Consider the following 12989-nt stretch of genomic DNA (forward strand, 5'->3'; position numbering starts at 1 on the left):
TTACCGGGGGGAATTTGGCTTGGGGGAAAGAGTCGGTAAAGTCGATCCGCGTTCGGGAATTGGAATAGTCACATACCACTCGATTGGATTTTCGCCAGTAAATTGCACGCGTTTGGGATTGAGGGTATAGCCAGGTTGTAACTCTAGAACTAACCTAGTAGTACTCACGTCAAATTGTCCGACCCGTAAGGATCTAAAATTGCCTGTTAACTTTTGAGTGATCGTTGGCTTGGGAAAACCGATACCGGGTAAGTCGATTACCAGGCGAGTAGGGTTAAATAACATGACTGCTTTGGGCTGAACCCCCGCATTAGTCTTAAAATCTAACCTATTTCTACCCGCATCAAATTTCCATGATGCCAATTGTCCGGCATCAGCGGGGACTGCTAACAGACCGAAACTAATAATACTACCGAGTAAAAATTGTAATCTCACTTTACTATATTCCATCTTGAACAGTGGACTCGATTTCTAGTTATCGATGCTCGTTTTCGATCGGACTGTACCCAAGATTGGCTGGATAGCTCTAATCGAGCAGATTACATCACAGATCGATATCGGCAATCGCCAATCTTTGGTACGTTAAATTGACAATACGGCAATCGACTAGCCTCGAAGATGAGCTGCGACCGACGATGGCTAGCACTTATTTAAGATGAACTTACATATCATAATGTTTCTGTTTGCTGCGAAAAGTCAACGTTTGAGGACTCTAAGGTAAATTACCATAAATTTGGTCTTTGATTCTCAAGATCGATGCGATCGGCGATCGCCATTTACCGGAGGACTCAGCTAGCTAATGAGTTGGGGCTAGGGTAACTCCGCAATTTTTGGCAGGAGTTCGATCGATTTTTGCGCTTGCACCACTTTGACTGCCAAATCGATCTAGTAGTTCCAAACTAGCTATGCTAGGGGGCATCTAAGCATATAATTCCCCTTTTTTCACCAAAACTAGCTGACTTCAAATCTCTAGGGCGATCGCTTGCTCGGTTACTACCAGTAAATCAAACTAGATAAAGACGATTGCTGGCGATCCTGCATATCCGACACAATCGCTCCCTATTATCGAGATATCACTGACATCGATTTATTTTAATTGCGATCGCGATTATTAATTTCGATCTGACGATATCAGCCTAACTTGTGGGATTTGTCGATGGCAACTCCCACGTTTTTTCACAAGACGATCTCCACCATGATTCTAATATTGGTTTATCAAGATGGGTAATAACAAAAATCGCGAAGGTGGCTGCTTTCAAATTCCGCTGTCATTTATCCTCCTAATTATCGGTGGTGGCTATTGGTGGCTAATCCCGCAAGGTAATCTTAGTAAAATTGCTCAATTAATTCCCATACCTTTCAAACCAGCGATCGGCACGCCTAGTTTACCCATCCTAGCCTCGCCTCAAGCACCACCGACAAGTAGCACGACTACTAATAAGCGCACTCGATCGACAGCTAAACCAATTCCACCAGCTATAGCTACACAAACGCTACCCGTCAAAATTGCGAGTACGCCAACTCCTTGGGATAGAAAAGTAATTCGGGGGATTTATTTAAGCCGCTATCAGATTACGAATAATGCTGACGAGCAAACAATCCGTCAACGAGTTCGTTACTATCACGATCGCGGTATCAATACGATTATTCATGGTGTCTGGGGTAACGGCTGCACGATGTATAATAGCGAGATTATGCAGCAAATGTTGGGAGCAAAAAGTTGTCCCAATCAGTTTCAAGATCGCTGGCTAGAATGGACGATCGATGAGGCTCACAAACAAGGAATGCAGGTTCATGCTTACTTTGAAAAGGGAATTAAAATCGATAAGAATAGTCCAATTTTCGAGCGGGCAATTGCCAACAAATGGCTGGTACCAGGCGTCGATCGCACTTACACTAAGGTCGATCATTATGTATTGGATGTGGAAGTGCCAGAAGTTGCTAATTTATTTAAAAATATGTTGGCAGAATTTGTTACTAAATATCCCAAAGTCGATGCCGTCCAATGGGATGACTATTTGGGTTATCATGCCGAACTACCAGGAAAGGTAGATCGGACGGCGAGTTTGACCAATTTTGCCCGCCAGATGATAACACAGATGAAAGCAGCTAATCCGGCTGTTAGTTTCGATCTTTGTCACCACAATCCGTATTGGGCAAAACGTTATTTTGCCGCAGATTGGGAAAAGTGGGGAGTCGATCGAGTCTTTATTCAAGATTATAATGAAAAGAATTTTAACGAAGAACTAAATTACGCAGTTAATTATGCTGGCGTTGCGATTACGGATGTCCAACTAGCACGAATTCCACAGTTAGTCGCCAATCCAAAGATTAAAGGAATCTTAGTTTTTCCGCTCGATGGTAAACCCGAGGAAACTGCTACTAGATTACAACAAATCGTGAATGCTAAGAGTGGGAGTAAGCCAGCATCGATCGCGACACCAGTTAAATAAACTGTAGTTTTGACTCGTTATTTGGTAGCGATCGCGGGTAATACTTTACTCGCTTTCTGGAACTGGAATCGATCGACTATTGTAGAGACTCATGGCTTTTTCGACACCTTGCTTGAGACTCATTTCGATCGCGTCATTGACTAGATAGATTACTTCACTAACGATCGGTGTTTCTGCACCTGAAAATTTACCGAGGACATGAGAAATCGTATCTTTTTCGCCAGCGCTTTTGCCGATGCCAATCCGGACGCGGGGAAAGTTTTGGGTACCTAAATGAGAAATAATCGACTTCATGCCATTGTGTCCGCCCGCCGAACCAGAGAGCCGCAATCTAATTTTTCCGAGCGGTAGATCGAGATCGTCATAGACAACTAATACCGACTCTGGTGGGAGTTTGAACCAATCGATCGTCGCGCGTACCGACTGACCGGAAAGATTCATAAAAGTCTGGGGCTTGAGCAATCTAATTTTAGCATTATGACTGCCAAAACCCTCACCATAAATTCCCTGAAATTGCTTGCGGTCGCTAAAGCTAACCTGCCACCTTTTAGCCAGACTATCTAACAGATCGAAGCCGACATTGTGCCTAGTTTGTAAATATTTAACTCCTGGATTGCCCAGCCCGACAATTAACTGTGGAATTACTAATTCTTCATTCATACACTCTATTTTTATCTAAATTTTACTAATTTTTTCAAGCCGGAACGATCTGACCCGATCGCACATGCAGAATTTGCGATGAGTCCAACCACTTAGCATCGAACGCTCCCAAATGAGTCGTGGTGATTAAAGTTTGAAAGCGATCTTCGATCGTACTTAGAAGTTGATTTTGGCGCGTTAAATCGAGTTCTGCCAAAACGTCATCGAGGAGTAATAATGGCGGTTCGCCAACTATTTGTTCGATTAGTTCTAGCTCGGCTAGTTTGAGAGCTAGCACGAGCGTCCGCTGCTGCCCTTGCGAACCATAAGCCTTAGCTGGCGTGTCATTAATTGTCAGTTCGATTTCGTCGCGATGGGGGCCAACTAATGTATTGCCTAAACTTTGTTCGGCAACGCGGCGCAGATGCAATCGATCGACAAATGCCTGATAAATTGCTTCAGGCGTATTTTCTAAGGCGACAATATTCGGCGTATAAGAGATCGTTAATTCTTCATTTTTACTAATTTTAGTATGCCATATTCTGGCGATCGGCGCTAAGCGATCGATAATTCGCATTCGGCGACGGATTACTTTTGTACCAGTAAGAATGAGTTGATGGTTCCACGATTCTAGCTCTGTCAGATCTAAGGTGCGCTGTTCGGCTTGTTTGAGCAGACTATTACGCTGTTTTAATACTCGTTGATATTCATGTAAAATATGGGCATAAACTGGCTCGATTTGAAACAGCAATGAGTCGATCCAATGTCTGCGCGTTTCGGGATTACCACGCACTAAATCTAGATCCAATGCCGAAAATTCGACCGCATTTAAAATGCCCAAAAAATCCAGTTGTCGCTTGAGACTTTCGCGGTTGACTATTGCCGTCCGCCGACCTTTATCTCTGAGCAGCAAAGCTAGGTCGATCTCACCATGTTTGCGGGTCAGTTGAGCGGTAATTCTACTTTCAGTTTGTCCGGACAAGACCAGATCGCGATCGCGAGTGACGCGATGACTCTTGAGCGTCGATAATAATTCTACTGCTTCTAAGAGATTAGATTTACCTTGAGCATTATCACCGAGTAAAATTGTTTTAGGGGCAGTAAAAATGATTTCCTGTTCCCGATAATTCCGAAAATGACGCAGATGGAGACGATTCAAATACACTTGTGGCTGTGGCGAATGGGGATTTTCAGGGCGGGTCGGTTCGATCGTTTTAAAATGAAGTGGCGGATTTAAACTAGAGCCTACCCTCCCACCGTGCCACCTAGTTGCATTTTTAGAGGCTTCGATCTTAATTATAGAACCCATCGGAGATCTTATCCGCCTACTTACATCTTGCATCAAAACAACGTTACTAGTGTTTTAGTGGATAGTGGATAGTGAATAGTACTTAGAAGTAAGTTTTGATTCTATTTCGTCAGTTCTTCCGTACTGTTGCAAGATATGAGCTTACTCTTATCAACCTTTGTCAGACACCATTATCTCCCCTCCACATTAGTTCTCAATGGAAAACACGCCACATTCAATCTTTCAACAAACCGCTCGTCAGCGCGTCAGCGATGGTGAAATCGTCCCCATTTTGAGTGGGTGTGAGTCATCCTTACGGCTGTTAGTTATCGTCTGTCCCCAATTGGGCGATTTTGACAGCCTTGAATATGCTTGGTGGCTACAACGAGAGCGCCAACAGCTCGAAGCGGAAGGTGTAGCTGTGCGAATGGTCGGGATTGGCAACCGAGATTCCGGTCGGAAGTTTTGTGAATTTACTAAATTTCCAGCGGAATGGCTATTTATCGATCCCGAGGCTAAACTCCATACTCAACTCGATCTTTATGCTGGACTATCACTCAAATTACCCGGTTTTTCTACCGCTCAAAATGCTTGGTTAAATCTGATGTTAATGTGTGCGGGAATTGGTAGCCCCGGTACCCTGAGTGAAGTATTTCGCGGTTATAAAGGCGATCGATCCGCACCTCAATTAATTGCCGATACCGAGATTGTCAAAGCTAAACCATTACCACCAATTGAAGGATCTTTTTTCAATGTTGCAGGTGGCAGCGGTTTTCAAAGACCATTTGAATTGGCAACATTAAGACTGCGAAATATGGCAGAAGTGCTGGGTAATTGGCTTACCTACGTGCCCGATCCGACTTATTTGACGCAACGGGGCGGAACTTTTTTATTCGACACTCACGGCGCGTTACTATACACACATCGCGATCGCGGCATTCTCGGTTTTGCTGCCAATATGAGTCAACCGCTAGACTTTCTGCGAAAGTCAGGCTTGAGGCTTTAGGCTTGAGGTGAAAACAATACTAGCAAAGATTTTGTTCTTACTTGCGCAGGAGGTCTATTAGTATTTTTAAACAGCACCGATCTCTAAGAAATTACAGCGCGGATCGAACTCACACCAAATGAGATAAGTAGGGATTACAATGTGGACTGCGAACTATTTTGCTGTTATTTAGTCACACTTAAGGAGGTATCGATCGTGCGTTTTTGGCTCTCTGGAATTGGTTTCACTCTAGTCTTAGTGACTCTGAGTGCGAACTTAGCCGCCACTGCGACCCCACTCAAATCTACTCAAATCGATCGCGCGATACCCAGAAATGCGATCGCCCAGCAGCGCCAATCGACACCACCACTTACCAATAGTCAAACAGTGACTGGAATTGGGGTTGAATTTTTGCTCCCGAGTCGATTTAAAGCTGGATCGCCTGCTGACAAAGAGCTACGAGCGCTCTTCACCGCAGATGCCAAACAGTCACCGATTACTGCATCGGTGATGACGATTTTTGATAATTCGGGCGATATGCAGGCTAGTGCGGTCGCGATCGATAATAGCAGACGGGAAAATCTCGAAATATTATTGGTCACGACTGTCTCGACTCCATCAACTCTGTCACTAGAAGACATGCAGGCAAATTTCGATCGCGCTAGTCCCAATAACGAGTTTGTGCCTGTCAAGACCGGGATTGTCACGATCGGATCGCGCCGACTGCTTCAGATTCAAGGAAATCTAAATATTAAAGGATCTCAAGCTAAAGTCTTCATGGGCTTTCTCAAAGAAGGCGATAAGACATTTCAGCTCACTTACGTCTACGGCACTCCCAATACGCGTCAAGCGTTGCCAGTATTCGAGCAAATCGTGCGGACTTTCAAAGTGATGGCGACATCAGATCCCGCCACTCCAGGCAAGTAGGACGAGTAATGCTAACTATTCCCGATTTTAGCAAGGCAGTATTTAAGTAAGTCTGCACATTGATTCTAAATACTAGAAATCCCCTGCAACCCATACGGTGGGCAGTGCCCACCCTACTGGCGTGACCGGACTAAAACTGTGGGTAAAACGATCGTCAAAGTATTGTTAATTACTACTTTCATGTCTTAAATGCCCACAGTTTTAGTCCGGTCGTCCCACTACTACCTACCCTCTACCCTCTAAACCGTCGGGGAACAAAGGCTCAGCTTAGCATCCGCTAAAGCCCAAAGCCCAAAGCCTGACTTTCGCAGGAAGTCTATTGCATAACGATCGCAAACACACCTAATTAGAAAATCAGAGACTACAATTCAAAAGACAACTCTTTTACTACAAACTAACTACGAGGTTGCAATCGTGCGTTTTCTTTACTCTGGAATTGGCTTCAATATTGCTTTGTGTGGATTAGCAATTACTAATTTGGCAGCGAGTGCGGCACCAGCACCCGTGACGATCGGCGGTTCTCGATCGCCATCGACGATGGCACTCAGCCAAAGCAGCACCAACACGATTATTAAAGGTACTGGCGTAGAATTCGCAGTGCCCAGTGGCTTTCAGGGTGGGCCACCTTCGAGTACCGATACTAAAACTATCACTGACTCTGCTGCCAAGATGTTTCCTTCGATCGCGTCGTTTGTGAAGTTGTTAGATGCCGATCCGACCTTCCTCCGCGCAATTGCCATTAATACTGCCCAAAAAGATCCGGAAGTCGTCTTGATTACACGTCTACCAGTACCAGCCGACGTATCAATAGACGCACTGCATGACATGATGGCAAAAACCTTGCCCTCAATGCTCCCGCCAGAATTTAAACTCATCGATAGCAAAATTGATAACATTGGCACGCGCCAGATTGTCCGATTGACAATAGATGCCGACATCCAAGGCTCTAAATTTAAAGAATCGATCGGACTGTTTCGTGAAGGGAACGAAGTATTCCAAGTAACATATGTCTATGCCAACGAGAATCTGCAACAAGCCATCCCTATTTTCGAGGGGATAGTTACCAGCTTTAAAGCGCAGCCGACAACACCAGCGGCAACTACGCCCCAAGGCTAGATGCTGCTGCTCTAATTCCGTTGCGTCAACTTTCTAGACATGGCGGATTTAGCACATCTTAATGACACTCTGAGTAGATTGAATCGATCGCAACATAAATTAGTAAACTACCGTCAGGAATAAAGCCGATCGTTAAGATAAAACTAACGGTTATTAATGCCGACACACCTCACTAATTTGGTAAAAGATTTATGTTTGCTAGAGTAGCTTCACTCCGTCTTTGGTTGCGGCGACAGTGGTTGTACCCCTGGATTGGGGCGTTGACAGTAGCGATTGTCATTGGCGGACAGCCGTTAGTCGCTCGCTCTGCTGACTTGATTCAATTCCTGGCACCGCTGGTTCAATACGTCCAGTTGTCTAATGTCTCTGACGCACAGGAAATCAGTCTCGGAGCAGACACCAATCGCGCTCTCCTAAATGATAAGGTGAAAATCTATCAAAATTCAGCGGCGAATAGCTACGTCGATCGGATCGGTCAACGCTTAGCTCGCAACAGTGGTAGACCGAATCTTAAATATACTTTTCAAGTCGTTGAAGATGATAATGTCAACGCTTTTGCGACGATGGGTGGCTTTGTCTACGTGAATACTGGTTTGCTCAAAGCTGCCGATAATGAAGCACAGCTAGCTGGTGTGATGGGTCATGAGATCGGACACATTACGGGTCGTCACTCGCTCCAGCGGCTCAAACAAGCCACCGTCCAGCAAGGGATCGGGTCGTTAGTCGGCGTCGATCGCAATCAAATCGCGCAAATCGCTGCCCAAGTCGCCTTTAATTTACCCAATAGTCGTAATGACGAGTATGATGCCGATAAACGTGGCTTAGGGATGATGATTCAATCTGGGTATGCACCGACGGGAATGCCGGAGTTCTTGAAGAAGTTGGCTAGAGGCAGCTCGACTCCAGAATTTCTGAACACCCACCCTGGAGCCAGCGAACGCGTGTCTAGGCTCCAAGGAATGATTCCGAATACTTATCGGAATCGGACTGAAGGTTTAAGTGCTAGTGCTTACAAGCAGAATTTACGCAGTTTTTTCTAGCGATCGATTTTACTCGATCGTGCAAACCAGCTTTTCTCAATAAAATAGCCCCGATCCACAGAATCGGGGCTATTTTGTGCGGAGCAAACTTGTATTAGAGGATAGATGGATGTGTGCGTAGAATTTGCTACTTAGCCCTTAGAGAATCCCCCTAAATCCCCCTTAAAAAGGGGGACTTCCAGATCTGACTCCCCCTTTTTAAGGGGGTTGGGGGGATTTTCTTAGGTTTACGAGTGCAACCTAACACTTTCCAAAATTGTCTCAACGCGCGATCCAAAATCCTAAAGCAAACAGTAACCCACTGACAAAATGTAACCGTACTGCTAGAAATTTACAGGTACGCACGATCGCGGGTCGATCGTGATTTGCCGTGACGAAGCTAGTTAATTTAAAGGCTAAAGGTAGGCTGAAAAATACTAATAATGTTGCGGCTGGAAACAGGTGGCTAACTACCCCAGCTACGGTTAATAGATAGATACTTGCCGTACCCCAGCTCAGCACCCTCGCACCCATTTTTGTCCCCATGCGGACGATCGGTGACAATTTACCTGCTGCTAAATCATCTTTAACTTGATGAAAATGAGAGCAGAATAAAATTAAACTAGTCGAAATACCGACGATCGTCGAGGCTGTTAGATTAGCGATCGACCAAGATTGAGTTTGACTATAGTAAGCCGCACTTAGAGCCAAGGGGCCAAAACAGATCGCACAAATTATTTCACCCCAACCTTGGTATCCTAGACGAAAGGGTGGGCCTTGATAGGTATATCCTAAAAAACAGGCCAAACCAACGATCTCGATAACTGTGATATCTTGTTGCCACCAAGCGATCGTCGCAATTCCGCCAATCCCCAAGCTCAGAAATAAATTTCCCAGCCAAAACATCAGATTGCGATTGCCAGTTAAATTAACGACTGATTCAGCTTTATTTATATCGATACCCGTATCGCTATCATAGACATCATTACTGATATTAATCCAAGCAATAATCGCGATCGCCGATAATAAAAAAGTTCTAAAAATATTCAGATCGAGCGATTTTGTCTGCGCATAAGCTACAGCCGAACCGACAGTAATTGGAATAATTGCCACGGTATACATCGGCGGTTTGATTGCCGCCAACCATAACTTAGATTTTGGTCGCTCGATCGACTCAAATGTAGTCATAATAAAAATAAAAGCTTGAATAAAAGCAGATTTATGCTTGCTGCGATTGTTAGTTATGGATATCTACTTTATCGATCTACGGCTATGTCAGCATAGATCGATCGAGATCGATACAAATCTTTAAATAACAGTTGAGAATCGGACGGCAATCTATCTATAACTAGCTATAACACGATCGTCAATTCCCCAATTCCCTATCGCCAAGAAAATTAACACGCCCATCACTGATTTAACCCGCGTTCGTACTCGCGCACCAAATCGATCGCCAGAGTCAGGTCTGTAGGGCTGGTGTAGAGCACTTGCCGCGCTCGCATGGCTAAATCGGTCAACAGGGGATCTTCGACCTTGCCCTTCGCCAGCGCCTTGGCAGTGAGCGCATCCAACCGACCGCGCAATTCCTGTCTGGTATCTAATGGCAGTCGATTGGCAACGAGTGCCGCTTCGGCAAAGGTTGTGTATGCAGCGGTGCGATCGAGCCAATTTGTCAAGCCGACGCGGATGGGCGCAATTATCCCCGCCGCATATTTGGCGCTCAACCGATCCAGCCACAGCGCTAACTCGGTTAGCTCGGCGGCTGGAATTGGCGCGCTTAGGGGGAGATCGTGCTGAATTTTAGATTGAGTTTCCGCCGCGAAATCGATCGCCGAGCGGTTGAGGCGGTTGAGGCGATCGAGATCTTGTCGCGCGGTGCTAAAGTCAGTTGCCAATTGGCGGCGATGGCGATCGATCGCGATTAATTCGCTCCGACTCCGATCGATGAGTGGTAATAAATCTTGAGTAAAAGTATCATTGACACCTAATGGATCGCGATCGATTTGAAGTTGCAGCTCGGTAAATTTAGTTTCAGCAGCTACTACTGATGCTGATACGCTAACTTGTAATGTTCGAGCTAACTGTTGGATTTCAATTAACGATCGATGTGTGTCGATGAGCTTTGCTTCTAATTGCGTCCAGGCAGTTTCGATCGCGACTAATGTATCTCTAGCCGTGGTAAAATTAGCCATCATCCGATCTAATAATTCTGCTGGCGAAATCGCTAATATCTGCTGGCTCGAACTAAGTAAACTCCGCTGTGCCAGAGGAGTCTGAATTAAGGATAGCTGAATCGATTGCCCCGTCAGCAGGCGATCGATCTCCTGTAAGTCCTGCTCGTTGACAAAAAAAGTTGGTAATTCGCGGCGTATTTTTTGAGCTGAAATAATTGGCTGATTTAATAATTCGATCTCTTCAAACAAGCGATCGAGCGCGGTTAAAGCGATACTCGATCGCTGTTGGGTAATGCCAGTGACATTGCTGGGTGGATTTCCCATTCCGTTCAATCTTTGATAAGCAGGGAGATCGTACAAATCGATTAAGTTCTGGTTTGCCGCATCCACCTTTTGCTGCCAGTCAGTTAGTAGTCGATCGATTTGTACCAACGTCACACCCATTTTGACTTCCACCTACTAGCGCCAAAGTTACTCTAGTATACAATCGTTCGGCAGTAGCGTCCGGACAGCAAAAAGTCGCCCGATCGCTACTATTCACTATCCACTATCCACTTCCTAAACGCCTCGATCGCGTTCCATATCGTATAAGATTTTCTCCCAATACCATTGTTCCGTCCGCTCGGGATTGTTGCGACGCGCGATCTCCAACAGCCGTTCGATCCGTTCCATGTCATGTCCGGCGATAACGATCGCCCGCCGCCGCGTATCGGGGTTGACCTCGCTTTTTTGCTTCCAAGTTTCAAAAATTTGGTCGGCACGAGACTTGGTAGAAAACTTCTCCAGGGCGCAGTAGAGCAGCACGATCCCAATCACGACCAGTAAAACTGTCAAACCTATACTCATAAAATGCCTGTCGATCGATTACGATCGCAATATTCACTCTCCAAGAGAGTAAACCCGGACAAAAATCAACATCGGTACCGCGCGATCGGCCAGAGCTTTGCGAGATAATAACAAGATAGTTGTCCCAATATCTGCACCGCAATTATGGTCGATACTATTCAGCAACTCATCGAACCCCACATTCAAGATTTAGGCGGCTTTCAAGCCCGCCGCTTGTTGCCATCAAAGACACTGACAATGGTGGGGCCATTTATTTTTTTCGACCATCTCGGCCCAGCCGTGTTTCCACCGGGTAAAGGCGTCGATGTGCGACCGCACCCGCATATTAATTTGGCAACAGTTACTTACTTGTTTGAAGGTGCCTTTCTACATCGCGATAGTATCGGCAGCGTCCAAGAAATTCGTCCGGGTGAAGTCAATTGGATGACCGCTGGACGCGGCATCGTCCACTCAGAACGATCGCCAGATGCCGAGCGCAGTCAAGAATCCACTCTCCACGGGATTCAAATTTGGGTGGCACTACCAACAGAACATGAAGAGACAGCACCCGCTTTTTCGCATTATCCCGCTAGCGAGTTACCAGCCTGGGAAATCGATGGGGTGTCCTGTGTGTTGATTGCGGGCGCGGCATTCGCTCGGACTTCTCCCGTACAGACATTTTCACCGCTAATTTATCTAGATGTACAATTTACCCCCGGATCGCAATTTAGCTTACCGAGTGACTATTCAGAACAGGCTATTTATAGCGTCACCCCAGGATTAAAAATTGATGGTGAGGAGATCGCACAGCATTGTCTCATCTTACTGAAACCTGGAGCCACAGTATCGATCGCGGCTGAGACTGCGGCACGATGTATGGTTATCGGCGGCGAACCTGTCGGTGAGAGAATTAAATGGTGGAATTTTGTCTCTAGCAATCCCGAACGGATCGATCGAGCCAAGCAAGACTGGCAACAAGGACGATTCGATCGAGTTCCAGGTGAAACCGAACTTATTCCCTTGCCCGAAGAACCGCAGCATCAGGAGCAACCGCTGTGATGGGGTAGGCTTTGGACTTTAGGCTTTAGGGGTAAGAGGTAAAAGGTAAGAGGTAAGAGGTAAGAGGTAAAAGCACCGCAACGAACCTCCCCGTCTCCCCGTCTCCCCATCTCCCATCTCATCAAACAATGTGCCTAAAATTAGGGTCTTGCAACCCGCCGCGCCACATGATGATGCCATCTTCGCCAGTGTCTTGATAGTACTTCTTGCGACGACCGACAGTTTGAAAGCCAAATTGTTCGTAGAGCAGGAGTGCGCCTTGATTGGATTCGCGAACTTCTAGCGTTGCTCGCGCCATCTCGATCGATCGCGCTTTGTCGAGTAAGGCAATGAGTAATAACTTACCCAATCCTTGACGTTGATACTCAGGATGGACGCCGAGTAAGGTGATATGCGCCTCATCTAAAATCGCCCAAAAGCAGCCAAAGCCAATAATTCCATTGGTTTCTGGTCTTAAAGCTTTATCGATCGAGACGCCTAGAAAATGGCTATTGTCATTAGTCA

Annotated in this window: 13 protein-coding genes; 6 read left to right on the plus strand and 7 right to left on the minus strand. The window is 45.9% G+C overall.

Translation table 11 applies throughout. The features are described 5' to 3' along the window. On the minus strand, positions 1–450 hold the full coding sequence (locus RMO52_RS07300) for an AMIN domain-containing protein (RefSeq protein ID WP_309743065.1): 450 nt from the start codon (positions 448–450) through the stop codon (positions 1–3). Positions 451–1220: 770 nt separating this feature from the next. Between RMO52_RS07300 and RMO52_RS07305 the strand changes: the two genes are divergently transcribed. Further along, complete coding sequence (locus tag RMO52_RS07305) at positions 1221–2453, plus strand: family 10 glycosylhydrolase (RefSeq protein ID WP_309743067.1); 1233 nt, start codon at positions 1221–1223, stop codon at positions 2451–2453. A 45-nt stretch (positions 2454–2498) separates the two neighbouring features. Here RMO52_RS07305 and pth read toward each other — a convergent pair whose 3' ends face one another. Together pth and recF are read right to left on the minus strand one after the other, a co-directional pair. Continuing rightward, positions 2499–3113, minus strand: coding sequence for an aminoacyl-tRNA hydrolase (gene pth, locus RMO52_RS07310; protein WP_309743069.1), 615 nt, complete (start codon positions 3111–3113; stop codon positions 2499–2501). Between the two features lie 34 nt (positions 3114–3147). Continuing rightward, on the minus strand, positions 3148–4257 hold the full coding sequence (gene recF / locus RMO52_RS07315; protein WP_309743088.1) for a DNA replication/repair protein RecF: 1110 nt from the start codon (positions 4255–4257) through the stop codon (positions 3148–3150). Positions 4258–4597: 340 nt separating this feature from the next. On the opposite strand from recF, the gene RMO52_RS07320 reads away from it, so the two are divergent. The 4 genes from RMO52_RS07320 (at position 4598) to RMO52_RS07335 (ending at position 8448) form a co-directional block, all read left to right on the plus strand. Continuing rightward, positions 4598–5386: a peroxiredoxin-like family protein gene (locus RMO52_RS07320; RefSeq protein WP_310412367.1), complete on the plus strand. Its 789-nt coding sequence runs from the start codon at positions 4598–4600 to the stop codon at positions 5384–5386. A 195-nt stretch (positions 5387–5581) separates the two neighbouring features. Next, positions 5582–6292: a hypothetical protein gene (locus RMO52_RS07325; RefSeq protein WP_310412369.1), complete on the plus strand. Its 711-nt coding sequence runs from the start codon at positions 5582–5584 to the stop codon at positions 6290–6292. Positions 6293–6706: 414 nt separating this feature from the next. Further along, positions 6707–7408, plus strand: a complete 702-nt coding sequence (locus RMO52_RS07330; RefSeq protein ID WP_309743075.1) for a hypothetical protein — start codon at positions 6707–6709, stop codon at positions 7406–7408. Positions 7409–7599: 191 nt separating this feature from the next. Then, the gene (locus RMO52_RS07335; RefSeq protein WP_310412372.1) at positions 7600–8448 is read left to right on the plus strand and encodes a M48 family metallopeptidase; all 849 of its coding nucleotides are present in this window, start codon (positions 7600–7602) and stop codon (positions 8446–8448) included. Positions 8449–8709: 261 nt separating this feature from the next. Here the strand turns inward: RMO52_RS07335 and menA are convergent, their stop codons facing one another. The 3 genes from menA to RMO52_RS07350 form a co-directional block, all read right to left on the minus strand. Beyond that, positions 8710–9615, minus strand: a complete 906-nt coding sequence (gene menA, locus RMO52_RS07340) for a 2-carboxy-1,4-naphthoquinone phytyltransferase (protein ID WP_310412376.1) — start codon at positions 9613–9615, stop codon at positions 8710–8712. Between the two features lie 221 nt (positions 9616–9836). Next, positions 9837–11057, minus strand: a complete 1221-nt coding sequence (locus RMO52_RS07345; RefSeq protein ID WP_310412379.1) for a hypothetical protein — start codon at positions 11055–11057, stop codon at positions 9837–9839. A gap of 102 nt (positions 11058–11159) precedes the next feature. Beyond that, on the minus strand, positions 11160–11447 hold the full coding sequence (locus RMO52_RS07350; protein WP_310412382.1) for a hypothetical protein: 288 nt from the start codon (positions 11445–11447) through the stop codon (positions 11160–11162). 144 nt (positions 11448–11591) lie between these two features. Between RMO52_RS07350 and RMO52_RS07355 the strand changes: the two genes are divergently transcribed. Then, positions 11592–12485 carry a pirin family protein gene (locus RMO52_RS07355; protein WP_310412384.1) on the plus strand — a complete coding sequence of 298 codons (894 nt, stop codon included), beginning with the start codon at positions 11592–11594 and terminating at the stop codon, positions 12483–12485. 121 nt (positions 12486–12606) lie between these two features. Here RMO52_RS07355 and rimI read toward each other — a convergent pair. Then, a partial coding sequence (gene rimI / locus RMO52_RS07360; protein ID WP_310412387.1) for a ribosomal protein S18-alanine N-acetyltransferase occupies positions 12607–12989 on the minus strand: 383 nt, incomplete at its 5' end.

Source organism: Chamaesiphon sp. OTE_8_metabat_110 (assembly GCF_031382685.1).
GTDB lineage: Bacteria > Cyanobacteriota > Cyanobacteriia > Cyanobacteriales > Chamaesiphonaceae > Chamaesiphon.